Source organism: Streptomyces vinaceus, from assembly GCF_008704935.1.
In the GTDB taxonomy this organism is placed as follows: Bacteria; Actinomycetota; Actinomycetes; order Streptomycetales; family Streptomycetaceae; genus Streptomyces; species Streptomyces vinaceus.
Genome location: NZ_CP023692.1, coordinates 3,186,122 through 3,210,638, shown reverse-complemented (window position 1 = coordinate 3,210,638; position 24,517 = coordinate 3,186,122). Strand labels below are relative to the sequence as shown.

Genomic DNA, 24,517 nt, shown 5'->3' with positions numbered 1-24,517 from the left:
CATTCTCCGGTTGTTTCGGCTCCTCAAGAACATACCGGTGCGCATCGGGCAGTGCGCGGGTGGCGACATGGCGGCCGCTCTCGGTGATCGAAAACAGACCGGATACGCTGGCTTGAGTGATGGCAGCGACACATCGACAATCCAGGTGATCGTCACCGTGATCGTCAGCAGACAGGAGTACCCCTCGTGACCGTCGTCGGGCCGTTCGGACTGAGCGTGCGGGACCAGGCTCTTGAGACCGATGTCCAGGCCGGACTGGCCGCCGTCGAGGCGGGTCTGCTGGAGGCCACCAAGAGCGAAGTCCCCTTCATCACCGAGGCCGCACAGCACCTGGTGCGGGCCGGAGGCAAGCGGTTCCGGCCGCTGCTGGTGATGCTCGCCTCCCGATTCGGCGATCCCTACGCGCCCGGAATCGTGCCCTCCGCGGTGGTCGTGGAACTCACCCATCTGGCGACGCTCTACCACGACGACGTCATGGACGAGGCGGACGTGCGCCGCGGGGTGGCCAGCGCCAACGCCCGCTGGGGCAACTCGGTCGCGGTCCTGACGGGTGACTTCCTGTTCGCCCGCGCCTCGCACATCCTGGCCGACCTCGGACCCGAGGCCGTACGCATCCAGGCGGAGGCCTTCGAGCGGCTGGTCACGGGCCAGATCCTGGAAACGGCCGGCCCGCGCGACGGGCGCGACCCCGTCGCGCACTACCTCGACGTCATCGCCGGCAAGACCGGCTCGCTGATCGCGGTCTCCGGCCGGTTCGGCGCGCTGATGTCCGGGGCCGACGAGTCGGTCGTCGACATCCTCACCCAGTACGGCGAGCGCCTCGGCACCGCCTTCCAGCTCGCCGACGACGTCCTGGACATCGCCTCCGACTCGCACGAGTCCGGCAAGACCCCGGGGACCGACCTGCGCGAGGGCATCCCGACGCTGCCCGTGCTGCGGCTGCGCGAGATGGCGGCCCAGGGCGGCGACCCCGGCGACCTGGAGCTCGTGGGCCTCCTCGACGGGGACCTGAGCGACGACGCCGTGCACGCGGAGGTCCTCGCCCGGCTGCGGGTGCACCCCGCGCTGGAGCAGGCCCGCCGCGACACGATCCGGTACGCGCAGGACGCGCGGGCCACCCTGGCGCCGCTGCCGGAGTGCTTCGCGAAGTCGGCGCTGGAAGAGCTGTGCGACGCGGTGGTGCACCGAGCCGGCTAGGGCCCGTCGGCCGGGACGCGGCCGGTACGCCCGGATACGTCCGGGCAGGACTTTCGGCAGGGGCGAGGGCCCGGCAACCCCTACGGGTGGGGGAGGCCGGGCCCCCGTCGTGTCATCCCTGGGGCGTACGCCGAGTTGGCCCCGGGGAGTGACGCCCCGGCCCCCTCCCCTTTGGTCAGATGGAGACACACCAGAACGGGTGACACAGAGGTAGGGCAGACATGGCAACGAACGCAAAGACCCGCAAGGCCGCCCGGTACGCCGTACCGGTCGCGGTGGCGGGTGTGGCCGCCGCGACCGTGGCGATGGTCCCGGCCTTCGCGAACTCCGGCGGACCGGACCTGCCGAAGATGACCGCGCAGCAGCTGATCGAGAAGGTCGCGGCCTCCGACGTGCAGCAGCTGTCCGGCAGCGCGAAGATCAGCACCGACCTGGGTCTGCCGAAGCTGGCGAGCGGCCTCCTCGGCGGCGCCGGCGGCGGGGGCGTCGCGGGCGGTTCGGCCAATCCCGAGGACAAGATCGCGCAGCTGGCGAACGGCTCGCACACCGTGCGCGTCGCGGCCGACGGCCCGGACCGCCAGAAGCTCACGTTCGTGGACGGCAAGGACGAGTACAGCCTCATCCACAACGGCGCCGACGTGTGGGGGTACGACAGCAAGGCCAATGAGGTCTGGCACGAGAAGAACCCCGAGGCGGCGGCCGGCAAGGACCAGAAGAAGACGGCCGAGCGGCTGGGCGGCGCCTCGCCCCAGCAGCTGGCCCAGGACGTGCTGAAGGCCGCCGGCCAGACCACGGACGTCAGCGTCGGCGAGACCGCGCAGGTGGCCGGCCGGGACGCCTACCAGCTCGTGCTGAAGCCGAAGCAGAGCGGATCGACCGTCGGCTCGGTCAAGATCGCGGTGGACGCCGCGAACGGCGTGCCGCTGCGGGTCCAGCTGCTCGCGGCCGAGGGCGGCAAGCCGATCGTCGACGCCGGGTTCACCAAGGTGGACTTCGCCAAGCCCTCCGCCGACACGTTCGCGTTCACCGCGCCCAAGGGCGCCAAGGTGACCGAGGGCGCCGCCGAGGCGGGCAAGGACGGCCACGGCAAGGAGTTCAAGGGCCTGGACGCCTTCCCCGGCCTGGACGCCCTGACCGGCGGCATGGGCGGCAAGGACGGCAAGGGCGGCGAGACGAAGGTGCTCGGCGAGGGCTGGGCGACCATCGCCCGCATCGACACCGGCGCGGGCAAGGGCCTCCAGGAGCTGGAGAACAGCAAGGACGCCCCCAAGGAGGCCAAGCAGTTCCTCGACTCCCTCGGCGGCAAGGTCAACGGAAAGTTCGGCGAGGGTCGGGTCTTCAAGACCCGCCTGGTCAACGCGCTGATCACGGACGACGGCAAGGTCTACGTCGGCGCGGTCACCAAGGACGCGCTGGTGCAGGCGGCCGACGCCAACAAGTAGGGCCGCAGCTGCGGTAGAGCTGTCCGAAGGGTGGGCGGGGACTGTGTCCCTGCCCACCCTTCGGCCGTTCCGGCCCTGTGTACAGCGAGCCCGCTGTACCGTGAAAAGCATGTCGAGACACGTCACCATCCGCCTGGACGAAGAGTTCCACGAGCGCCTCAAGGCGCGCGCGGCGGCACTGGGGACGACGGTCACCGCGCTGATCACCGAGGTAACGGAACGCGAGCTCGACGAGGACCGGAAGAACTTCCTGTCCGGCATCGAGGAGTTCGCCGACCACTGGAGCTACTTCCAGGAGCGGTTCGGCAATTGAAGATCACCATGGAGTGGGCCTGGACCGCTCTGGCCCACCATCTCCCGTCAGATCCCGCCGTGTGGGATCCCTCTGGTGTGGCCGCCGCGGTCGCCCGGCACCAGAACGACCTCGTCCTGGTGCCCGAACAGCCCGCCCCGGACACCGCGTGGCGGGCCGCCGCGTTTCTGCACACCCTCGCGGTGTGCCCGGCGCTGGAATCGCCGATGAACGAGTTCTACGCGGCCGCCGCCACGCGCTCGTACCTGCGCGTGGCGGGAGCCAGACAACTGCCTTCGCCGGAGGACCTCGGCGACCTGGTGGAGGCGGCGAAGCTGGGCCGCGCCGACATCGGGACGGTCGCCGAGGAACTCAGGGCCCTCATACAGGAGCCGCAGACGGCCTCTTCCTAGGCCGTGCCGTCGCGGCCCCGGCTCAGAAGGTGATCTTCCAGCTGTTGACGTAGCCGGTGTCCTGCGCCGCGCCGTCCTTCACCCGCAGGTTCCAGACCCCGTTGGCCACCTCGCTCGACGCGTTGACCGTGTACGACTTGACGAGGTTGTCCGCGCTGCCGCCGCTGCGGTTGTGCAGGCTGTAGACCGTGCCGTCGGGGGCGACCAGGTCGACCACCAGGTCACCGATGTAGGTGTGGACGATGTTCACGTCGACCTTGGTGGTGGCCGGGGCGTTGCCCGTGACGCCGGAGACCGTGATCGGCGAGTTCACCGCGGCGCCGGGGGAGTCCGGGATGTTCACGTCCGCCGTGTTCTCGAAGGACTTGCCCGGCGGGACGGGGGTGGCCGCCCCCAGGTTCCAGATCGCGTACGCGATGGCGTCGGAGTTGCGGTCCAGGGCGGTGTCGTCGATGTTCGCCGAGGTGTCGCACGAGGCGTGGTAGCAGCGGTCGAAGGCCTGGCCGGAGGTGCCGCCCCACTTCTGCGCCTGCGCCGCGGTCTTCGTGTAGTCGGCGCCGGAGAACAGGCCGCCGACCGGGATGCCCGCGCTCTTGAACGGGGCGTGGTCGGAGCGTCCGTCGCCCTCGGTCTCGATCTCCGTCGGGATGCCGATGCCCGCGTAGTAGTTCTTGAAGGTCTGCTCGATGGTCGGGTCGTCGTCGTAGACGAAGTAGCCCGGGTTCGGCGAGCCGATCATGTCGAAGTTCAGGTATCCGGAGATCTTCGACTTCTCCGCGGCCGGCAGGTTGTTCACGTAGTACTTCGACCCGACCATGCCGAGCTCCTCGGCGCCCCACCAGCCGAACCGCAGGTGCTTGGTGGGCTGGAGCTGGGCGCGCGAGACGGCCAGCGCCGTCTCCAGGATGGCGGCCGAGCCGGATCCGTTGTCGTTGATGCCGGGACCGGCGGTCACCGAGTCCAGGTGGGAGCCGGACATCAGCACCGAGTTCGGGTCGCCGCCCGGCCAGTCGGCGATCAGGTTGTAGCCGGTCGCGCCGCTGCTGGTGAAGGTCTGCAGCGTGGTGGTGAACCCGGCCGCGTCCAGCTTGGCCTTCACGTAGTCGATCGAGGCCTTGTAGCCGGCCCGGCCGTGGGCCCGGTTGCCGCCGTTGGCGGTGGCTATGGACTGGAGCTGCGCCAGGTGCGCCTTGACGTTGGCGACCGGGATGTCGGGCGGGGTCGGCGCCGCGGTCGCCGCCGTGGGGGCGGCGAGTGCGGCGGGAGCGGTGGAGGCGAACAGGCCGGCGACCGCGATCACGGTCACGGCGGCGAGACGCCGGGAGACGGACAGGCTCATGTGGGGGACTCCGGGCTTCCGTTGGGGATTGAACGGAACGAGCGGGGTGGCGCAATTGAGCGATCGTGCGTCAGTGCGAGCCTGATGTTCAGCGGAAGGGTGACTGCCCGTCAAGACCGCGATTCGGTCAGGGTGGTTCGGTAAACGGACGATCCCCGCTACGGGGGTTCCGTAGCGGGGATCGTGGGGGTATCGGGGACGCGCGGTACGCGGCTACGCCGCCGGCTCGGTCGCCGGGGCGGGCACCGGCCCGGCCGCGGCGCGGGCGGCCTCCAGCCGGACCCGCGTCCTGCGCGCCGTACGCAGCGCGTCCCAGGTCAGCAGCGCCAGCGCGACCCAGACCAGGGAGAAGCCGGCCCAGCGCTCCGGCGGCATCGCCTCGTGGAAGTACACGACGCCGAGCCCGAACTGGAACACCGGGGCCAGGTACTGGAGCAGCCCGAGCGTGGACAGCGGGACCCGGATCGCGGCCGCCCCGAAGAAGACCAGCGGGATCGCCGTGACCAGCCCCGTCGCGGCGAGCAGCGAGGCGTGCCCGAGCCCTTCCGAGGCGAACGTGGACCTGCCCTGCGCGCCCAGCCACAGCAGGTAGCCGAGGGCGGGCAGGAAGAGCAGCGCGGTCTCGGCGGCGAGCGACTCGACACCGCCCATGTTGAGCTTCTTCTTGATCAGCCCGTACGTGGCGAAGGAGAAGGCCAGGACCAGCGAGATCCACGGCGGCCGCCCGTACCCGACGGCGAGCACGAGCACGGCGGCCACGCCGATGGCGACCGCCGCCCACTGCGCCCGGCGTAGCCGCTCGCCGAGGACGAGCACGCCGATGGCGATGGTGACGAGCGGGTTGATGAAGTACCCGAGGCTGGCCTCGACCACCGCGCCGTTGTTGACGGCCCAGATGTACAGGCCCCAGTTCACGGAGATCACCGACGCGGCCAGCGCGGTCAGGCCCAGCTTGCGGGGCCGGCGGAGCAGGTCCCGTATCCAGGCCCAGCGGCGCATGGCCAGCAGCAGGATCCCGACGACGCCCAGTGACCACACCATGCGGTGGGCGAGGATCTCGATGGCTCCGGACGGCTTGAGCAGCGGCCAGAACAGGGGGACCAGCCCCCACATCCCGTATGCGCCGAATCCGTAGAGCAAACCCGTGCGCTGCTCGTTCTCCGCCTTCACGGGGCCCTCCAGTCGTGATTCGGCCAACCTCACGAAGGTAGCGCCGGGCGGAGCGGATGTCATGCCCGTCTACAGGAGATACTCATGACACGCCCTGGGCCTTGCGTGGCCGCGGCGGGGCGGACTCGGGCCGCGGCCGACCCGCTCAGGCCGCTCAGGCCAGGGCGGAGGTGATCGCGTGGGCCACCGGGGTCGTCGGGCGGCCGATCAGCCGGGACAGGTCCCCGCCGGTGTGGGCCAGCCGGCCGCGGGAGATGGCCGCGTCCACGTCGACGAGGATCGCCGCGAAGCCCTCCGGGACCCCGGCGCCGGTCAGGATCGACAGGTGCGCCTCGGCGGGGACCTCGCTGTACGCGACCTCCTTGCCGCTCTGCGCCGCGACCTCGGCCGCGTACTCCGCCAGGCTCCACGCGGAGTCGCCGGACAGCTCGTACACCTGGTTCAGGTGGCCCTCGCCGGTCAGTACGGCGGCGGCCGCGGCGGCGTAGTCCGCGCGCGCCGCCGAGGCGATCCTGCCCTCGCCCGCGCTGCCCACGACCGCGCCGTGCTCCAGGACGGTGCCCAGCTGGCCGGTGTAGTTCTCGTGGTACCAGCCGTTGCGCAGGAACGTGTAGGGCAGGCCGGAGTCGAGGATGGCCTGCTCGGTGACCTTGTGCTCGGCGGCCAGGTCGAAGTCGGCCTCGGGGCCGCCGAGGATCCCGGTGTACGCGAGCTGGGCGACGCCGGCGGCGCGCGCGGCCGCGATCACGGCGAGGTGCTGCGGCACCCGGCGGCCGACCTCGTTGCCGGAGATCAGCAGGACGCGGTCGCCCGGGCGGAAGGCGCCGGCCAGGGTCTCGGGGAGGTCGTAGTCCGCGACGCGCACCTCGACCCCGCGCTCCGCGAGGTCGGCGGCCTTCTCCTCGCTGCGGACGACGACGGCGACCCGCTCGGCGGGTACCCGGTTCAGCAGGTCCTCGACGACGAGGCGGCCGAGGGCTCCGGTGGCTCCGGTGACGACGATGCTCATGGTGCGCTCCTTGCGTGGTGGCCGGATGGTCATCCGGCCGGGGGGCCGTGTCCGGCTTCGGGATATGACACCACCCTAGGGATAGCGCTAACCTTTCGTAAGTACCCACTTCAAAGTAAGGTACTGGTATGAAGGTAAGTGAGCAGCCGGCGGTGAACGTGAAGGCCCCGATGTGCCCCTCCCGGGGCGTGCTGGAGCACGTCACCAGCCGCTGGGGCGTCCTGGTGCTGGCCGCGCTCGTCGAGCGCTCGTACCGCTTCAGCGAACTGCGCCGGGAGGTGGGCGGCGTCAGCGAGAAGATGCTGGCCCAGACCCTCCAGACGCTGGAGCGCGACGGGTTCCTGCTGCGCGACGCCAAGCCCGTGATCCCGCCGCGCGTGGACTACTCGCTGACCGAGCTCGGGCGCGAGGCCGCCGAGCAGGTGTACGCCCTCGCCCGCTGGACCGAACGGCGCACCGCCGACGTCCAGGCGGCCCGGGCCGCGTACGACGAGGCCCGGAGCTCCTGAGGAGCTCCGGGCGTCCGTTCGCGGGCGGGGTGCGGCGTCAGCCGACGACCGTCCAGGTGTCGCTTCCGGCGAGGAGGGCGCTGAGGTCCCCCTTGCCCTTGGCGTCGACGGCCTGGTCGAGCTGCTCGGCCATCAGGGTGTCGTAGACGGGCCGCTCCACGCTGCGGAAGACCCCGATGGGCGTCTGGTGCAGGGTGTGCGGGTCGGCGAGCCGGGAGAGCGCGAAGGCGGTGGTGGGGCCGGCGGCGTGGGCGTCGTGGACCAGGATCGCGGACTCGTTGTCCGGGGTCACCGTCACGACCTCCAGTTCCCCGGTGGCCTGGTCGCGCACGACGCCCTTGTGGCCGTCGGTGCCGAAGCGGATCGGCCGGCCGTGCTCCAGCCGGATCACCGCCTCCTGGGCCTGGGCATTGTCCTTCAGGACCTCGAAGGCGCCGTCGTTGAAGATGTTGCAGTTCTGGTAGATCTCCACCAGCGCCGTGCCCTGGTGGTCGGCGGCCGCGCGGAGCACCTCGGTGAGGTGTTTGCGGTCGGAGTCGACGGTCCGGGCCACGAAGGTGGCCTCGGCGCCGAGCGCGAGGGAGACGGGGTTGAAGGGTGCGTCCAGCGAGCCCATGGGGGTGGACTTGGTGATCTTGCCGACCTCGCTGGTGGGCGAGTACTGGCCCTTGGTCAGTCCGTAGATCCGGTTGTTGAAGAGCAGGATCTTGAGGTTGACGTTGCGGCGCAGGGCGTGGATCAGGTGGTTCCCGCCGATGGAGAGCGCGTCGCCGTCGCCGGTGACCACCCATACCGACAGGTCGCGGCGCGAGGTGGCGAGCCCGGTGGCGATGGCCGGGGCGCGGCCGTGGATCGAGTGCATCCCGTACGTGTTCATGTAGTACGGGAAACGCGAGGAACAGCCGATCCCGGAGACGAAGACGATGTTCTCCTTCGCCAGTCCGAGCTCTGGCATGAACCCCTGCACGGCTGCCAGTACCGCGTAGTCACCGCACCCGGGACACCAGCGGACCTCCTGGTCCGACTTGAAGTCCTTCATCGACTGCTTGGCCTCGGCCTTCGGCACGAGGGAGAGCAGATGGGGGGCGTCGGTCACCTCAGTCATTGATGGCCTCCTCGAGAACCTTCGAGAGCTGCTCGGCCTTGAACGGCATTCCGTTGACCTGGGTGTACGACTGGGCGTCCACCAGGTACTTCGCCCGGATCAGGGTGGCGAGCTGCCCGAGGTTCATCTCCGGCACCACTACCTTGTCGTAACGCTTCAGGACCTCCCCGAGATTCCTCGGGAACGGGTTGAGATGGCGCAGATGGGCCTGTGCGACCGGGGTGCCGGCGCCCCGCAGCCGGCGGACGGCGGCGGTGATGGGGCCGTAGGTGGAGCCCCAGCCCAGGACGAGGGTGCGGGCGCCGTCCGGGTCGTCGAGGTCCAGGTCGGGGACCTGGATGCCGTCGATCTTGGCCTGGCGGGTGCGGACCATGAAGTCGTGGTTGGCGGGGTCGTAGGAGATGTTGCCGGTGCCGTCCTGCTTCTCGATGCCGCCGATGCGGTGCTCCAGCCCGGGCGTGCCGGGGACCGCCCAGGGGCGGGCCAGCGTCTGCGGGTCGCGCTTGAACGGCCAGAACACCTCCGTACCGTCCGCGAGCCGCTGGTTGGGCCCGGAGGCGAACTGCACCTTCAGGTCGGGAAGGTCGGCGACGTCCGGGATCCGCCAGGGTTCGGAGCCGTTGGCGAGGTAGCCGTCGGAGAGGAGGAACACCGGGGTCCGGTAGGTCAGCGCGATCCGTGCGGCGTCGATCGCGGCGTCGAAGCAGTCGGCGGGCGTCCGCGGGGCCACGACCGGGACCGGGGCCTCGCCGTTGCGCCCGTACATCGCCTGGAGCAGGTCCGCCTGCTCCGTCTTGGTCGGCAGGCCGGTGGAGGGACCGCCGCGCTGGATGTCCACGATCAGCAGCGGCAGCTCCAGCGAGACGGCGAGTCCGATCGTCTCGGACTTGAGCGCGACTCCGGGGCCGGAGGTGGTGGTGACGCCGAGCGCGCCGCCGAAGGCCGCGCCGAGCGCGGCGCCGATGCCGGCGATCTCGTCCTCGGCCTGGAAGGTCCGTACGCCGAAGTTCTTGTGCTTGCTCAGCTCGTGCAGGATGTCCGACGCCGGGGTGATCGGATAGGAGCCCAGGTAGAGGGGCAGGTCCGCCTGCCGGCTCGCCGTGATCAGCCCGTACGACAGGGCCAGGTTCCCGGAGATGTTCCGGTACGTGCCCGTCGGGAAGGCGCGGGTGGCCGGGGCCACCTCGTAGGAGACCGCGAAGTCCTCGGTGGTCTCGCCGAAGTTCCAGCCCGCCCGGAAGGCGGCCACGTTCGCCTCGGCGATGTCGGGCTTCTTCGCGAACTTCTGCCGCAGGAAGTTCTCCGTGCCCTCGGTGGGCCGGTGGTACATCCAGCTCAGCAGCCCCAGCGCGAACATGTTCTTGCTGCGCTCGGCCTCCTTGCGGGAGAGCCCGAAGTCCTTCAGCGCCTCGACGGTCAGCGTGGTCAGCGGCACCTGGTGGATGTTGTAGCCGCCCAGCGAGCCGTCTTCCAGGGGCGAGGTCTCGTATCCGACCTTCGCCATCGGGCGCTTGGTGAATTCATCGGTATTGATGATGATCTCGGCGCCGCGCGGTACGTCCGCGATGTTCGCCTTCAGCGCCGCCGGATTCATCGCGACCAGTACGTTCGGGGCGTCGCCCGGCGTCAGGATGTCGTGATCGGCGAAATGCAGCTGGAACGACGACACGCCCGGCAGGGTGCCGGCGGGGGCGCGGATCTCGGCCGGGAAGTTCGGCAGCGTGGAGAGGTCGTTCCCGAAGGAGGCCGTCTCCGAGGTGAAGCGGTCACCGGTGAGCTGCATGCCGTCACCCGAGTCACCCGCGAAGCGGATGATCACCCGGTCCAGACGGCGTACTTCCTTGCCGCCCGGGGCCGGGGGTGTCCGTTGTTCGCCGACTACGGCACCTTCTGCCCCGTCGGCCTGCTCGGCTGGACTACTGACCTGGCTGGTCACTGAACTGGACCTCCTTCGAGGCGTGGCGTTCCCGTTCCCAAGGTCAACCCTACGTCGGCGGGGATGGCCTGACCGGGGGACGCTCGTATTCTGGACCGTCGTCCGCGGCGGTCTGTCGAGAGAATCCCGTGGGATTGAGCGGGTCCACGGGATTCCGAGAGATTCCGAGATTTCGTGCCGTGCAGAAATAGTGCGAGCCCCGTGCGGCCGGGTGCGGTAACGCCGCACCTGACAGGGTGTCAGTTGATCAAGGTTTTGATCAATGCCCCGGATCTTGCGATCAAGACCGCAGGTAGGTCAGAACGGCCAGAACCCGCCGGTGGTCCCCGTCGCTGGGCGACAGCCCGAGCTTCATGAAGATGTTGCTGACGTGCTTCTCCACGGCTCCGTCGCTGACCACGAGCTGCTTGGCCACGGCCGAATTGGTCCGCCCCTCGGCCATCAGGCCCAGCACCTCGCGCTCGCGCGGGGTCAGCCCCGCCAGTACGTCCTGCTTGCGGCTGCGGCCGAGCAGCTGCGCGACCACCTCCGGGTCCAGGGCGGTCCCGCCGCGGGCCACGCGGACGACGGCGTCCAGGAACTCGCGCACGTCGGCCACCCGGTCCTTGAGCAGGTACCCCACCCCGGTACTGGAACCGGCCAGCAGTTCGGTGGCGTACTGCTCCTCCACGTACTGCGACAGTACGAGCACGCCTATCCCGGGGTGCTCGCGCCGCAGCCGCACGGCGGCCCGCACGCCCTCGTCGGTATGGGTCGGCGGCATCCGTACGTCGGCCACCACCACATCCGGCAGCGCGTCCTCGGCGGCCAGCTCCGCCACCGTCTTGATCAGGGCTTCCGCGTCCCCGACGCCTGCCACGACGTCATGCCCCCGGTCGGTCAGCAACCGGGTCAGGCCCTCGCGCAGCAGCACTGAATCCTCGGCGATGACCACCCGCACCCTGTCTTCCACGTCCAGCAGCTCCCGCGTCCATGTCGTCCGATGTGCCTGACGCAGCCAAGCATCCCAGCCCGGGGGCCGAACGGGGGCGAGTGGGGATCATCGGAGGCGCCGTACGAGGGAGCGGGACCTACGGGACAGCCCTCAGCGCGAACGCCAGGGGAGCTCGGCGGTGACGGTGGTGCCGTCGCCGGCCGGGGAATCCACCACCAGCACCCCGTCCACGGCGTCCAGCCGCTCGGTGAGACCGGCCAGCCCGGTGCCGGAACCGTCGCTGTGCGCGCCGCCCCGGCCGTCGTCCACGACCTGGATCAGCAGCCGGTCCCCCGACTTCCACACGTCCACGCTCGCCGTGCGGGCCCCGGAGTGCTTGCTGATGTTCTGGAGCAGCTCCGAGACGGTGAAGTACGCGATCCCCTCGATCGCGGCCGCGGGCCGGTCCGGCAGGTCCGCGGACACCCGTACGGGCACCGCGCAGCGGGAGGCCACCGAGGACAGCGCCGCGTCCAGACCGCGGTCGGTCAGCACCGCCGGGTGGATCCCGCGGGCCAGGTCGCGCAGCTCCTGGAGCGCGACCTTCACCTCGCCGTGCGCCTCGTCCACCATCCGGGCGGCGGCCCGCGGGTCCTCGGCCAGCTTCTCCTTCGCCAGTCCGAGATCCATGGCCAGCGCCACCAGGCGGGCCTGCGCCCCGTCGTGCAGGTCGCGTTCGATGCGGCGCAGGTCGGCGGCGGCGGTGTCGACGACGATCCCGCGGTCGGTCTCCAGCTCGCTCACGCGGTCGTCGAGGCGGGACGGTCCCAGCAGCCCGGCGATGAGGACGCGGTCGACGGTGGCCAGGGCCCGCACCACCCAGGGCGTGGCCAGGGTGAAGGCCAGTCCGACCAGGCAGGCGAGGAGGATCTCGGCGGGGGAGTCGAGATAGAAGGTGTAGTCGTCGTTCTGGAAGAGCTGGAGCCCGGGCATGTCGGTGTAGGCGGGGAAGACCCAGAACCAGAGGGGGTACAGCAGGAACGCCCACCCGTACGCCCAGAACACCAGTGCCAGGGTGAAGGCGAAGACGGCCCACGGGAGGTGGACCACGGAGTACAGGACGTGCCGCCAGGCGCTGCCGCTCTTGAGCAGGGCCCCCATGGCGGCGAGCGCCCCGCGCTTGCGGGCCCGGACGGGTGCCGGCTCGCCGATGTCCGCCCCGAGCATGGCCCGCGCCCGGCCCCGCTCGATCCGCCCGAAGCCCCGGCACATGGCGAGCACCCCGGCGAGCACCGGGACCCCGAGGAAGGTGACGAGCAGCCCGGCGCCGAGGCTGACACCGGTGATCGCGAGCGAGAAGTAGAGCACGCTCAGCGGCAGCCCGAGCACGAGGTACCCGAACTCCCGCCAGGTCCGCCCCTCAACGGGAGCCCGCAGTGCACGCACGAAACCCATCATCCCGACCCGCCCTCTCGCAGCATCCGTCACCACACCCCCAGCCTCCCGGCCGGCGGCCCCCGGAAGCATCGGGCGGGTGGGCGTCCCGGTGGTGGGGATAACCCCACCACCCGGCATCGGCCGCCCGCAGGACCCACCCTCCCCACCCGCCCTTGAGCCCGGTCCGAGTCCCGCTCCACCCCATCTCGGCCCGCAGCCGCCCCCGGGGGCCTCGGGCGGAGCCCCGCGACCACCCCGGCCCCGCGCGCGGACACGGCCCGGGGCGGCGGCGTCAGCCGCGCCCGCGCCACGGCAGCTCCGCCGTCACCACCGTTCCCTCCCCCTGGGGGGAGTCGAGCACGAACACCCCGTCCACGGCCCGCAGCCGTTCCGCCAGCCCCGCCAGTCCCGACCCGCCGCCCACATCGGCCCCGCCCCGCCCGTCGTCCGAGACGCGGATCAGCAGCCGAGCCGAAGCGGGGGAGGCGCCGGCGCTGCGCCACACCTCCACGCTCGCCCCCCGGGCCCTCGCATGCTTGCTCACGTTCTGCAGCAGCTCCGACACCGTGAAGTACGCGATGCCCTCGATCGCGGCCGCGGGCCGCTCCTCCAGGTCCACCGCCACCTTCACCGGCACCACGCACCGCGACGCCACCGCCGACAGCGCCGCGTCCAGCCCCCGGTCCGTCAGCACCGCCGGATGGATCCCCCGCGCCAGGTCCCGCAGCTCCTGGAGCGCCAGTTTCACTTCCCCGTGGGCCTCGTCGACCATCAGCGCCGCCGCGTCCGGGTCCTCCAGCAGCTTCTCCTTCGCCAGACCGAGCCCCATCGCGAGCGCCACCAGCCGCGCCTGCGCCCCGTCGTGCAGGTCCCGCTCGATGCGCCGCAGGTCGGCGGCCGCGGTGTCCACCACCACCCCCCGGTCGGTCTCCAGCTCCGCGATGCGCCGCTCCAGCTCGTCCGAGGGCGACAGCAGCCCCCGTACCATCAGCCGGTCCACGTTCGACAGCCACCGCACCACGTACGGCAGCACCGGCCACAGCACCAGCAGCCCCACCAGCGCCACCGTGAACGTCAGCACCCCCCACGGCAGCCGCACCAGCCCGTACAGCACGCTCCGCCAGCCCACCGGGTCCTTCACGCCCGCCCACAGCCAGGGGAAGAACCCGCCGGCCCGCCGCGGCCCCGGCAGCGGGGTCGGCTCCTCCACCCGTACGCCCAGCAGTACGCGCGCCCTCGCCCGCTCCAGCCGTCCCAGCTGGCGGGCCCCGAACAGGCCGACCGCGAGCAGCGGGAGGCCGATCGCGGTCACGGACAGGCCGCCCGCGGTCGCCACCATGGTCACCGTGTAGACGAAGCCGACGAGCGCGAGCGGCAGATTGCCCAGCAGATGGACGGTCTCTTTCCACGCCACGGCGCCCAGGGCCGGGCGTACGGGCGGAGGCCGGTCGTCGTCGGGGCCCGAGTGGGAGACTTGAATGCGCGCGCTCATGCGGCCCAGCCTGCCAATTCCGGTCCGCCGGTGCCATGGGGCAGCCGGGCCGCTGTAAACGGGGGATAACCCCACCCTGTGTGGACCAGGCCCTAGACTCCCGTCCGTACCTGATCGTCGACAGTGGCCAAGGAGCGAGGAACGGACGTGCCCGACCCAACGGTATCGACCGTAACCGTGCTCGCAGCGGACTATTTCCGGAGTTATTCGGTCGTCGGCCTGCTGGCCGTCCTCGGTGTGCTCTTCGTGGCCGTCGCGTTCGGCGCGGGCCGCCTGCTGAGACCGGTCGTCCCGACCCCCGAGAAACTGCTGACGTACGAGTGCGGCGTGGACCCCGTCGGCGAGGGCTGGGCGCACACCCAGGTCCGCTACTACGTGTACGCGTTCCTCTACGTCATCTTCGCCGTCGACTCGATCTTCCTCTTCCCGTGGGCGACGGTGTTCGCCGACACCGGCTACGGCGCCACCACGCTCGTGGAGATGTTCATCTTCCTGGGCTTCCTGGCCGTCGGCCTGCTCTACGCGTACAAGAAGGGCGTCCTCGAATGGACGTGACACCGGCCGGGACGCCGGCCGAGCCCCAGCTGCTCCCGGAGCCCAAGCGCCTGGGAGTCCTCTCCCGCCTCGCGCCCGAGCCCATGAAGGTGGTCCTGAACTGGGGCCGCCGCTACAGCCTGTGGGTCTTCAACTTCGGCCTCGCCTGCTGCGCGATCGAGTTCATCGCCGCGTCGATGGCCCGGCACGACTTCATCCGCCTCGGCGTCATCCCGTTCGCGCCCGGCCCGCGCCAGGCGGACCTGATGATCGTCTCGGGCACGGTGACGGACAAGATGGCGCCGGCCGTGAAGCGGCTGTACGAGCAGATGCCGGAGCCGAAGTACGTCATCTCCTTCGGCGCCTGCTCCAACTGCGGCGGTCCCTACTGGGACTCGTACTCGGTGACGAAGGGCGTCGACCAGATCATCCCGGTCGACGTCTACGTCCCCGGCTGCCCGCCGCGCCCGGAGGCGCTGCTCCAGGGCATCCTCAAGCTCCAGGAGAAGATCGCCCGGGAGTCGCTGGCGGACCGCTACGCGACGGGGCCGTCGACCGCCCAGCTCACGAGCGGTCTGATCACCCCGCCGCCCGCCCCGGGAGCCGGCGCATGAACCTCTACGACTCGCTCCCGGACGCCGCGGCGACGATCTTCGGTGCCGAGGCGCTGGCCGAGCGCTCCTACGAGGTCCTGACCGTGGACGTCCCGGCCGGAAGCTGGATCTCCTCGCTGGAGATCGCCCGGGATAAGCTGGGCTGCACCTACTTCGACTGGCTGAGCGCCGTGGACGAGCCGGGTACGGGCTTCCGCGTCTGCGCGCACGTCGTGTCCCTGGAGAACCACCACGTACGCCGCCTGCTGCTCCGTACGACGGTCCCGCACTCGGCGCCCTCCCTGCCCTCCGCGGTCGCGGTCTACGCGGGCGCGGAATGGCACGAACGCGAAACGCACGAGATGTTCGGCGTGGTCTTCACCGACCACCCGCACCTGGTCCCCCTCCTCCTCCCGGAGAACTTCGAAGGCCACCCGCTGCGCAAGGACTTCGTCCTGGCCGCGCGCGTCGCGAAGGCCTGGCCGGGAGCCAAGGAGCCGGGCGAGGCGCATGACCCCAATGCGCCGAAGCGGCGCCAGATGCTTCCGCCGGGCGTCCCGGACCCCAACGACTGGGGCCCGATGAAGGGCCAGCTCCCGCCGGCCCCGGCCCGCCCCGCCCGAGGCGCCCGCGCGGCCGCGGCCGGTGCCGCGGCGGCACCGGGAGCCGAAGCCCCCGCCCGCCCGGCCCGCCGTACCCGCTCGGTGACGGAGGGCTCGACGAGCCAGGCGGCGACCCCGGTGGAGCCCGGAGCGCAGGCCGACACCCCGCGCCCCGCCCGCCGTACCCGCTCCGCGTCGGAGGGCTCGGCCAGCCAGGCGGCGACCCCGGCCGCCCCGGCGACCCCGGTGGAGCCCGGAGCGCAGGCCGACACCCCGCGCCCCGCCCGCCGTACCCGCTCCGCGTCGGAGGGCTCGGCCAGCCAGGCCGCCGCTCCGGCTGCCCCGGCCGAGCCGGAGGCGGAGGGCGGGCAGGACGACGCGGCTCCGGGCCAGGCGGTCCGCGGCCGTACGGTGGCGCCGGGCAGGCGCCCCGCCCCCCGCAGCACCGACGCCCCCTGGCACAACCCGCAGCCCGCCTTCGTGGAACCGGAACCCGACGCCGCACCGGAGCCCGCGCCCGAGGCCGCCCCCCGGCCCGACGCCGAGCCGGACCCCGCCCGCGGGACCGGGGGCGGACCCGCCCCCGGCACGGGACCCGCCGAATCCGAATCCGAGACCAACGGAGGCGACGCGTGAACGACGTCCTCGACGTCGCGCTGCGACTCATCGTCGTCTTCGCCGTGTTCCTCGTGCTCCCGCTCGTCGTCGGGCAGACCGAGCACAAGGTCATGGCCCACATGCAGGGCCGCCTCGGTCCCATGTACGCCGGCGGCTTCCACGGCTGGGCCCAGCTCGTCGCCGACGGCGTGAAGTTCGCGCAGAAGGAAGACGTGGTCCCGGCGGGCGCCGACCGCCGCATCTTCCAGCTCGCCCCCGCCGTCGCCCTGCTCCCGTACCTCCTCGTCCTCGTGGCCATCCCCATCGGTCCGGGCGAAGGCGCCGTCGGCCAGGTCATCGACGCCGGGCTGTTCTTCGTACTCGCCGTCATGGGCGTCGGCGTCCTCGGCAGCCTCATGGCCGGCTGGGCGTCGGCGAACAAGTTCTCCCTGCTCGGAGGCCTGCGCACCGCCGCCCAGCTCCTCGCCTACGAGCTGCCCATGCTGCTCGCCGCCGCCTCCGTCGCCATGGCCGCCGGGACCGTCTCCCTGCCCGGCATCGTCGACGCCTTCCAGTGGTGGTGGCTGCCCTGGCAGATCACCGGCGCGCTCGTCTTCTTCACCGCCGGCCTCGCCGAACTCCAGCGGCCGCCCTTCGACATGCCCGTCGCCGACTCCGAGATCATCTTCGGCGCGTACACCGAGTACACCGGCCTGCGCTTCGCGCTGTTCCTGCTCGCCGAGTACGCCGGCATCGTCGTCCTCTGCGCCCTCACCACCGTCCTCTTCCTCGGCGGCTGGCACGGCCCGGTCGCCGACGGCTGGGTCTGGACCCTCCTCAAGACCGCCGTCCTCGCCTTCGTCGTGATCTGGCTCCGCGTCAGCTACCCGCGACTGCGCGAGGACCAGCTCCAGAAGCTCGCCTGGACCGCACTCATCCCGCTCGCGCTCGCCCAGATCGCGCTCACCGGCATCGTGAAGGTGGCGATCAGCTGATGCCCATCCCCGGATCCGGCCTCGCCAAGGGCCTAGCCGTCACCCTGCGCACCATGACGAAGCGCGCGCACACCGCCCAGTACCCCGAGGCGCAGCCCGAGCTCCCGCCCCGCACCCGCGGGGTCATCGGCCTGTTCGAGGAGAACTGCACGGTCTGCATGCTGTGCGCCCGCGAGTGCCCCGACTGGTGCATCTACATCGACTCCCACAAGGAGACGGTCCCGGCCGCCACCCCCGGCGGCCGCGAGCGCAGCCGCAACGTCCTGGACCGCTTCGCCATCGACTTCTCCCTCTGCATGTACTGCGGCATCTGCATCGAGGTGTGTCCCTTCGACGCCCTCTTCTGGTCGCCGGAGTTCGAGTACGCGGAAACGGACATCCTCGAACTCACCCACGAGCGCGACAAGCTGCGCGAATGGATGTGGACCGTCCCGGCCCCGCCCGCCCTGGACCCGGCCGCGGAGGAGCCCAAGGAGCTCGCCGCCGCCCGCAAGGCGGCGGAGAAGGCCGAAGCGGCCGCCGCCGCGGCAGCGGCCGCAGCCGCCGAGGCCCCGACGACGCCCGAGACCGACACCCCCACCACCCCGGAGGCAGACGCGTGAGCGCCCTGACCCCCGCGGCCACCACCCTGGCCGCCGCGGCGACGGGCCACGGGTTCCTCTCCCCGACCGGCGTCGAGATCGCGTTCGTCCTCGTCGGCCTCGCCACCCTCGGCGCGGCCGCCGTCACCGTCACCACCAGGCAGCTCGTGCACGCCGCCCTCTGGCTGGTCGTCACCCTCGGCGGCATCGCCGTCGAGTACCTGCTGCTGACCGCCGAGTTCATCGCCTGGGTCCAGGTCCTGATCTACCTCGGCTCCGTGGTCGTCCTCCTCCTCTTCGGGCTGATGCTCACCAAGGCCCCCATCGGCCGCTCCCCGGACGCCGATTCGAACAACCGCTGGGTCGCCCTCGGTGTCGCCCTCGTCGCCGCCGCATCCCTGGTCTGGGTCGTCGTCGACGCCTTCCGCACCACCTGGATCGACCTCGACGGACCCGCGCAGGGATCCACCAAGGTCTCCGGCGAGATCCTCTTCCAGCACTGGGTGCTGCCCTTCGAAGCGCTCTCCGTGCTCCTCCTCGCGGCCCTGATCGGCGCCATCGTGCTCTCCCGCAGGGACGCCGCCGCCGGTGGCCCCGACGACAACACGAAGGGGCAGCAGCGCTGATGCACCTCGCCTACCCCGCCGTGCTCGCGGCGCTCCTCTTCTGCACGGGCCTGTACGGAGTGCTCGCCCGCCGCAACGCCATCCTGGTCCTGATGTCCGTCGAGCTCATGCTCAACGCCGTCAACCTCAACCTGGTGGCCTTCGACGTCTGGCTGCGCGACGCCCTGCACGCCGGCCAGGCCCTCACCCTCTTCACGATCGCCATCGCCGCGGCCGAGATCGGCATCGGCCTCGCGATCGTGCTGATGGTGTACCGCAACCGCGGCACCTCCGACGTGGACCGGCTGCGCGACACCGCCGAAGGCCACGAGCCCGACCCGGGCGGGCCGGACGCCCCGAACGGCACACCCGCCCCGAACAACCAGAGCGAGGTCACCGCGTGAGCACCACGACCCTCGCGGTCCTCGTCCCGCTCCTGCCCTTCCTGGGCGCGGTCGCGGGACTGCTGCTCGGCCGCAGCGCCCCCGGTTTCGTCCGCCCCCTCGCCGTGCTGCCGGCCCTGGCCTCGGCCGTACTGGCCGTGATCGTCGCCGTCCGCCAGGGCGGCGGAACGCCGATCGTCGCCTCGACGGAGCTGACCCCGACCGGCTCCGTGCCGATCGACCTCGCGCTCTACCTGGACGGCTTCGCGGCGCTGGTCGCCGTGCTCGTCGGGGTGGTCGCCACCTGCGTACAGCTCTACTCCACCGCGTACCTGCGCGAGGACCCGCGCTACCCCTCGTACGCCGCTCTGGTCTCCCTGTTCACCTCCGCCATGCTGCTCGTCGTCTACTCCGGCGACCTGATGGTGCTGCTGGTCGGCTGGGAGGTCATGGGCATCTGCTCGTACTTCCTCGTCGGCCACTACTGGGAGACCGAGGCGGCCCGCTCCGCCTCCCTCAAGGCCTTCCTCGTCACCAAGCTGGGCGACGTGCCCTTCCTGATCGGCCTGTTCGCGCTCGCCACCGACGCCAGCTCCTTCGAGATCCCCAAGATCCTGGGCACCGTCGCCGCGGGCGGGCTCGACCACCCGACGCTGATCGCGCTGCTGCTGCTCGCCGGAGTCGCGGGCAAGTCCGCGCAGTTCCCGCTGCACACCTGGCTCCCCGACGCCATGGCGGGCCCCACACCGGTCTCCGCGCTGATCCACGCCGCGACGATGGTCGCCGCCGGCGTCTACTTCGTCGCCCGCCTCCTCCCGGTCTTCGAGGCCTCGCAGGCCGCGATGGTGGTCATGGCCGTCATGGCGGCCGTCACGATGGTCGGCTCCGGCCTCGCCGCCCTGGCCCAGGACGACATCAAGCGCGTCCTCGCCTACTCCACGATCGGGCAGCTCGGCTACATGACCGGGGCCCTGGCCGTCGGCGACCGCGGCGCCGCCGTCTTCCACCTCCTGTCCCACGGCGCCTTCAAGGCGCTCCTCTTCCTCGGCGCGGGCGTGATCATCCACGCCGCGGGGACGAACTCCCTGGCCGCCATGGACCGCATGGACGGCCTGGCCAAGCGCATCCCCGACGCCTTCTGGACCATGACGATCGCGCTGCTCGCGCTCGCCGCGATCCCGCCCTTCGCCGGCTTCTTCTCCAAGGAAGCCGTCCTCGTCGCCGCCGAGCACGCCGCCGGCGGCCACACGGAGGCCGCCCCCGGCGCCGCCGGATGGGTCGTCCTCGTCGCGGGCGTACTGACCGCCCTGCTCACCGCCGCCTACGCCACCCGGCTGTGGCTGATGGCCTTCCGCGGCCGGGGCCCGGCAGCCCCCGACCACGGCAAGGAGCCCCTCGCCATGACCGGCGTGCTGTGGCTGCTGGCGATCCCGTCCCTCGGACTCGGCCTCGCCGCCGCCCCCATCGCCGACTGGTTCGACGGCAACGAGCTCACCCCGACGCTGACCACCTCCGTCCTCGGCACCGGAGCCGCCGCCGTCGGCGCGGTCCTGACGTACGCCCTGTGGCAGCGGGCCTCCGCGAAGGCCGCCACGGCCCCCGCCTCGGCCGCTCCCGCCCCCGGCGTCACCGTCGCCGCGGCCGAGCAGCCCGCCGCCGTCGCCGCCGCGGTGTCCGCGGCCACCGCCGCGGCCGAATCCGCCGCCGAGACGCCCGAGGTCGCCGAGGTCACCCACGAGCACCCCGCCGTCCCGGCCGGCCCCGCCGCCGACCCCGGGCGGGCGCTGCTCGGCCCCCTGCACCGCCACGCGGCCGAGGGCTTCCACCTCGACGCCGTCTACGACCGGCTGTTCGTCCGCCCCGTCCGCGCCGCCGCGAGCCTCGTCCGCTTCCTCGACCGCGAGGTCGTGGACACGTACGTCAGCGGCGCGGGCGCCGGCCCCCGACTCCTGGGCAGCCTCGTACGCCGGGCCCAGACCGGCAACGTACAGAGCTACCTGAGCGCCCTGCTCGCCGGCGCCGTGGTCCTGGCGATCGCCACCGCCGTCCTCGCCAACGTCAACGCCGGATCGTGAGCCGTGAGTCAGCCGTGATTGATATCAGCCCGTCCGTGATGCAGTTCCTTCTGGCGTTCGTCGTGGCCGCACCGCTCCTCGGCGCCCTCGCGGCCCTCCTGCCCGCCCCGCCCGGACTGAAGGGCAAGAGCCCCGAACAGGCCGTGCTGCGCCACGGCGTGACCGTCACCGGCGTGATCCTCGCCGCGGCCGTCGCCCTCGCCCTGGGCTTCGACCACGACACCCCCGCCCGCTTCCAGGCGACCACGGACATCAGCTGGATCCCGGCGCTGGACGTCCGGATCCACCTCGGCATCGACGGCATCTCGCTCCCCCTCCTCCTGATGACCGCGCTGCTGTTCTTCCTCTGCGCGCTCTACAGCTACTTCAAGCTCCCCCAGGGCCCCTCCCCGAAGGCCTTCGTCGCCCTGCTCCTGGTCCTCGAATCCGGCACCCTCGCGACCTTCGCCGTCCTGGACCTGCTGCTTTTCTTCCTCGCCTTCGAGATGGTCCTCATCCCGATGTACTTCCTCATCGCCCGCTGGGGCGGTGCTCAGAGGCAGGCCGCCGCCTGGAAGTTCATCCTCTACACCCTCCTCGGCTCCGTGGTCATGCTCCTCGGACTGCTGCTCATCGGAGTGAACAGCGGCACCTTCGACATGGTGGCACTCGCCTCTGACAACGGGCGCGAACTGACCCACACCACCCAGCTCCTGGCCGTCCTCGCCATCGGGACCGGCCTCGCCGTGAAGACCCCGATGTGGCCGCTGCACAGCTGGCTGCCCGACGCCCACACCGCCGCGCCCACCGTCGGCTCCGTCCTGCTGGCCGGAGTCCTGCTCAAGATGGGCACCTACGGGTTCGTCCGCATCCTGCTGCCGGTCACCCCCGACGGCATGGCGACCTTCGCCCCCTACCTGGGCGCCTTCGCCGCCGTCGGCATCGTGTACGGATCGCTCGCCTGCCTCTGGCTCGCCCGCAAGGGCAACAAGGGCGACCTCAAGCGCCTCATCGCGTACTCCTCCGTGGGCCACATGGGCTTCGTCCTCCTCGGCATCGCCTCCATGACCCCCACCGGCGTCAACGGCGCGCTGTTCGCGAACATCGCCCACGGCCTGATCACCGGCCTCCTCTTCTTCCTGGTCGGCGCCCTCAAGGACCGCTACGGCACCGCCGACCTCGACACCCTCGCCGGAGCCACCGGCGCCGCCCTCTACGGCCGCGCCCCCCGCCTGGGCGCCTTCCTCGCCTTCGCCGCCGTCGCCTCGCTCGGCCTGCCCGGCCTCGCCGGCTTCTGGGGCGAGATGCTGGCCCTGTTCGGCGCGTTCGAACCGGCACGGGGCCTGTCCCGGCCCGCCTTCCTCACCTACATGGCCTTCGGCGCGTTCGGCACCCTGCTCACCGCCGCCTACCTGCTGACCGTCGTACGGCGCGTCTGCATGGGCGACCCCGCGGCGCGGCCGCAGCCCGCGCCGGGAGCGGCGTCCGGGCCCGCGCTCGAACTCGCCGACATCCAGCGCTACGAGTTCGCCGCCTGGACCCCGCTCGTGGCCCTCACCGTCCTCGCCGGCCTGTGGCCCGCCGTCCTCCTCGGCCTGACCGACCCGGCCGTCCAGAAGCTCCTCGCAGGAGGCAACGCATGACGGCCATGACGGCCCTGCCCCCCCTGGCCGCGGCCACGGCCACGGCCCCGGCCGCCGGGGCCGCGAGCCTCGTCCAGAGCGTCGACTGGCTCGCGATCACCCCGGTGGTCCTGCCCGCGGCCGTCGCCCTGGTCGTCCTGGTCGCCGACCTCTTCGTACCGGAGCGCCGCAAGCCGCTGCTCGGCTGGCTCTCCGTCGCAGGCCTCGCCGCCGCGACCGCCACCCTGATCCCGCTGCGCGCCGGCGACCGCGCCACCTTCTGCCTGACCACCGACCCCGGCGCGTGCAGCTACACCGCCGACCACTTCGCGCTCGTCATCCAGTTCCTCGTGCTGGCCGGCGCCCTGGTCACGGCCCTGCTGTCGGTCACCGCGGTCCGCGACGCGCGCATGCCGGCCGGTGAGTACTGGTTCCTGCTGCTGTCCTCCGCGGCGGGCGCCGCCCTGCTGCCCGCCTCCCGCGACCTCGCCACCCTGATCGTCGCCCTCGAAGTCGCCTCGCTGCCCGCCTTCGCCCTCGTCGGCATGCGCCGCGGCGACCGCCTCTCCTCCGAGGCCGCCCTCAAGTTCTTCCTCTCCTCCGTCACCGCCACCGCGGTCTCCCTGATGGGCGTCAGCTTCGTCTACGCCGCCACCGGCTCCCTGCACCTCACCCAGGTCGCCGACCGGCTCGAAGACGTCCCCGGGCAGCTCGACACCCTCGCCATGGCCGGCGTCGCGCTCACCCTCGTCGGCTTCGCCTTCAAGACCGCCGCCGTCCCCTTCCACTTCTGGGTCCCGGACACCTACGTCGGCGCCCCGCTGCCCATCGCGGGCTACCTCTCCGTGATCGGCAAGGCCGTCGGCTTCACCGGCCTCATCCTCGTCACGGTCATCGCCTTCCCCGCGTACTCCGACGTCTGGGGCCCGGCCCTCGCCGTCCTCGCCGCGCTGACGATGACGCTCGGCAACGCCGCCGCCGTGCGCCAGAGCCCGGACCGGCCGAACAGCGCGGTCCGCCTCCTCGCCTGGTCCTCCGTCGGCCAGGCCGGCTACCTGCTCGTCCCGATCGCGGCCGCCGCGTACTCCGGGCGCGACCAGATCGGCTCCACCGTCGCGTACGCCCTCATGTACGGCGCCGTGAACCTCGGCGCCTTCTCCGTGGCCGCCCTGGTCGCCCGTACGAAGCCGCAGAACCGGATCAGCGACTACCGGGGGCTGTACGCGCAGCGCCCGGCGGCCGCCCTCGCGCTGGCGTTCTTCCTGCTCTGCCTGGCCGGCCTGCCGCCGGGCCTCATCGGCCTCTTCGCCAAGGTCACCGTCTTCCGCGCCGCGGTCGACGCGGGCCTGGGCTGGCTGGCCGTGGTCATGGCGGTCAACGTCGTCATCGCCCTGTACTACTACCTGCGCTGGACGGCGCTGCTCTTCCGCGCCCCCGAGGCCCCCGCCGAAGGCGCCCGTACGAAGGCCCCCTGGCCGGTCAGCATCGCGATCGCGGTCACGGCCGTCGTCTCGGTGGTGCTCTCGGGCGCCCCGCAGCTGGTCCTGCGCTTCGCGTCGGGCAGCCTCTTCCCGCTGTAGGCCGGGGACCCGTACCCGAGCCACCCGTACGGCCCAACGCCCGCGCCGCTCCCGCCGCCCCCCTCGCCCGGGCGGCGGGCCCGCCGCGCCCCGGGAACCAGACGCGCTCACCTCGCG

General features: G+C 71.9%; 23 protein-coding genes. 15 read left to right on the top strand and 8 right to left on the bottom strand.

Annotated features, from left to right (window positions below; translation table 11 throughout):
- Nucleotides 1–186: 186 nt before the first annotated feature.
- The 4 genes from CP980_RS14215 to CP980_RS14200 all read left to right on the top strand — a co-directional run bounded on the left by CP980_RS14215 (nt 187) and on the right by CP980_RS14200 (nt 3,344).
- On the top strand, nt 187–1,197 hold the full coding sequence (locus CP980_RS14215) for a polyprenyl synthetase family protein (RefSeq protein WP_099889988.1): 1,011 nt from the start codon (nt 187–189) through the stop codon (nt 1,195–1,197).
- 221 nt (nt 1,198–1,418) lie between these two features.
- Nucleotides 1,419–2,639, top strand: coding sequence for a LolA family protein (locus CP980_RS14210; RefSeq protein ID WP_150528304.1), 1,221 nt, complete (start codon nt 1,419–1,421; stop codon nt 2,637–2,639).
- A 109-nt stretch (nt 2,640–2,748) separates the two neighbouring features.
- The gene (locus tag CP980_RS14205) at nt 2,749–2,952 is read left to right on the top strand and encodes a ribbon-helix-helix domain-containing protein (RefSeq protein ID WP_229337077.1); all 204 of its coding nucleotides are present in this window, start codon (nt 2,749–2,751) and stop codon (nt 2,950–2,952) included.
- Nucleotides 2,949–3,344 carry a hypothetical protein gene (locus CP980_RS14200; protein ID WP_229907154.1) on the top strand — a complete coding sequence of 132 codons (396 nt, stop codon included), beginning with the start codon at nt 2,949–2,951 and terminating at the stop codon, nt 3,342–3,344. Before CP980_RS14205 ends, CP980_RS14200 begins: the two co-directional genes overlap by 4 nt.
- Nucleotides 3,345–3,366: 22 nt before the next feature.
- Here the strand turns inward: CP980_RS14200 and CP980_RS14195 are convergent, their stop codons facing one another.
- The 3 genes from CP980_RS14195 to CP980_RS14185 form a co-directional block, all read right to left on the bottom strand.
- The gene (locus tag CP980_RS14195) at nt 3,367–4,683 is read right to left on the bottom strand and encodes a M28 family metallopeptidase (protein WP_150528303.1); all 1,317 of its coding nucleotides are present in this window, start codon (nt 4,681–4,683) and stop codon (nt 3,367–3,369) included.
- 213 nt (nt 4,684–4,896) lie between these two features.
- Nucleotides 4,897–5,853, bottom strand: a complete 957-nt coding sequence (rarD, locus tag CP980_RS14190; protein ID WP_132759816.1) for an EamA family transporter RarD — start codon at nt 5,851–5,853, stop codon at nt 4,897–4,899.
- Between the two features lie 154 nt (nt 5,854–6,007).
- Nucleotides 6,008–6,862 (bottom strand): NAD(P)H-binding protein, encoded by an 855-nt coding sequence (locus tag CP980_RS14185; protein ID WP_150528302.1) that lies wholly within the window; start codon nt 6,860–6,862, stop codon nt 6,008–6,010.
- A gap of 128 nt (nt 6,863–6,990) precedes the next feature.
- On the opposite strand from CP980_RS14185, the gene CP980_RS14180 reads away from it, so the two are divergent.
- On the top strand, nt 6,991–7,371 hold the full coding sequence (locus CP980_RS14180; protein WP_150528301.1) for a winged helix-turn-helix transcriptional regulator: 381 nt from the start codon (nt 6,991–6,993) through the stop codon (nt 7,369–7,371).
- Nucleotides 7,372–7,408: 37 nt separating this feature from the next.
- Here the strand turns inward: CP980_RS14180 and CP980_RS14175 are convergent, their stop codons facing one another.
- The 5 genes from CP980_RS14175 to CP980_RS14155 form a co-directional block, all read right to left on the bottom strand.
- Nucleotides 7,409–8,476, bottom strand: coding sequence for a 2-oxoacid:ferredoxin oxidoreductase subunit beta (locus CP980_RS14175; RefSeq protein WP_132759710.1), 1,068 nt, complete (start codon nt 8,474–8,476; stop codon nt 7,409–7,411).
- Nucleotides 8,469–10,412, bottom strand: a complete 1,944-nt coding sequence (locus tag CP980_RS14170) for a 2-oxoacid:acceptor oxidoreductase subunit alpha (RefSeq protein ID WP_150528300.1) — start codon at nt 10,410–10,412, stop codon at nt 8,469–8,471. Before CP980_RS14170 ends, CP980_RS14175 begins: the two co-directional genes overlap by 8 nt.
- Nucleotides 10,413–10,692: 280 nt before the next feature.
- Nucleotides 10,693–11,352, bottom strand: coding sequence for a response regulator transcription factor (locus tag CP980_RS14165; RefSeq protein WP_030161942.1), 660 nt, complete (start codon nt 11,350–11,352; stop codon nt 10,693–10,695).
- Nucleotides 11,353–11,496: 144 nt separating this feature from the next.
- The gene (locus CP980_RS14160; RefSeq protein ID WP_373312928.1) at nt 11,497–12,780 is read right to left on the bottom strand and encodes a sensor histidine kinase; all 1,284 of its coding nucleotides are present in this window, start codon (nt 12,778–12,780) and stop codon (nt 11,497–11,499) included.
- A gap of 274 nt (nt 12,781–13,054) precedes the next feature.
- Complete coding sequence (locus CP980_RS14155) at nt 13,055–14,254, bottom strand: sensor histidine kinase (protein ID WP_150528298.1); 1,200 nt, start codon at nt 14,252–14,254, stop codon at nt 13,055–13,057.
- A gap of 147 nt (nt 14,255–14,401) precedes the next feature.
- Here CP980_RS14155 and CP980_RS14150 point away from each other — a divergent pair, with 147 nt between their 5' ends.
- From CP980_RS14150 to CP980_RS14105, 10 genes are read left to right on the top strand one after another with little or no spacing between them, the layout of a single operon-like run.
- Nucleotides 14,402–14,809 carry an NADH-quinone oxidoreductase subunit A gene (locus CP980_RS14150; RefSeq protein ID WP_099889977.1) on the top strand — a complete coding sequence of 136 codons (408 nt, stop codon included), beginning with the start codon at nt 14,402–14,404 and terminating at the stop codon, nt 14,807–14,809.
- The gene (locus CP980_RS14145; RefSeq protein WP_099889976.1) at nt 14,800–15,402 is read left to right on the top strand and encodes an NADH-quinone oxidoreductase subunit B; all 603 of its coding nucleotides are present in this window, start codon (nt 14,800–14,802) and stop codon (nt 15,400–15,402) included. Before CP980_RS14150 ends, CP980_RS14145 begins: the two co-directional genes overlap by 10 nt.
- Nucleotides 15,399–16,619, top strand: a complete 1,221-nt coding sequence (locus CP980_RS14140) for an NADH-quinone oxidoreductase subunit C (RefSeq protein WP_150528297.1) — start codon at nt 15,399–15,401, stop codon at nt 16,617–16,619. Before CP980_RS14145 ends, CP980_RS14140 begins: the two co-directional genes overlap by 4 nt.
- The gene (locus CP980_RS14135; protein ID WP_099889974.1) at nt 16,616–17,575 is read left to right on the top strand and encodes a complex I subunit 1/NuoH family protein; all 960 of its coding nucleotides are present in this window, start codon (nt 16,616–16,618) and stop codon (nt 17,573–17,575) included. The genes CP980_RS14140 and CP980_RS14135 overlap by 4 nt, the downstream gene beginning before the upstream one ends.
- Entirely contained in the window at nt 17,575–18,177 is a 603-nt protein-coding gene (locus CP980_RS14130; protein WP_189998904.1) for a NuoI/complex I 23 kDa subunit family protein, read from the top strand. The genes CP980_RS14135 and CP980_RS14130 overlap by 1 nt, the downstream gene beginning before the upstream one ends.
- Nucleotides 18,178–18,182: 5 nt before the next feature.
- The gene (locus CP980_RS14125) at nt 18,183–18,782 is read left to right on the top strand and encodes an NADH-quinone oxidoreductase subunit J family protein (RefSeq protein ID WP_150530219.1); all 600 of its coding nucleotides are present in this window, start codon (nt 18,183–18,185) and stop codon (nt 18,780–18,782) included.
- Complete coding sequence (gene nuoK / locus CP980_RS14120) at nt 18,782–19,165, top strand: NADH-quinone oxidoreductase subunit NuoK (protein ID WP_150528296.1); 384 nt, start codon at nt 18,782–18,784, stop codon at nt 19,163–19,165. The genes CP980_RS14125 and nuoK overlap by 1 nt, the downstream gene beginning before the upstream one ends.
- Entirely contained in the window at nt 19,162–21,219 is a 2,058-nt protein-coding gene (locus CP980_RS14115; protein ID WP_150528295.1) for an NADH-quinone oxidoreductase subunit 5 family protein, read from the top strand. The genes nuoK and CP980_RS14115 overlap by 4 nt, the downstream gene beginning before the upstream one ends.
- A gap of 38 nt (nt 21,220–21,257) precedes the next feature.
- Nucleotides 21,258–22,841: a complex I subunit 4 family protein gene (locus CP980_RS14110; RefSeq protein WP_132759717.1), complete on the top strand. Its 1,584-nt coding sequence runs from the start codon at nt 21,258–21,260 to the stop codon at nt 22,839–22,841.
- Between the two features lie 5 nt (nt 22,842–22,846).
- Complete coding sequence (locus tag CP980_RS14105; RefSeq protein WP_229907164.1) at nt 22,847–24,400, top strand: NADH-quinone oxidoreductase subunit N; 1,554 nt, start codon at nt 22,847–22,849, stop codon at nt 24,398–24,400.
- The last annotated feature ends 117 nt before the right edge of the window (nt 24,401–24,517 follow it).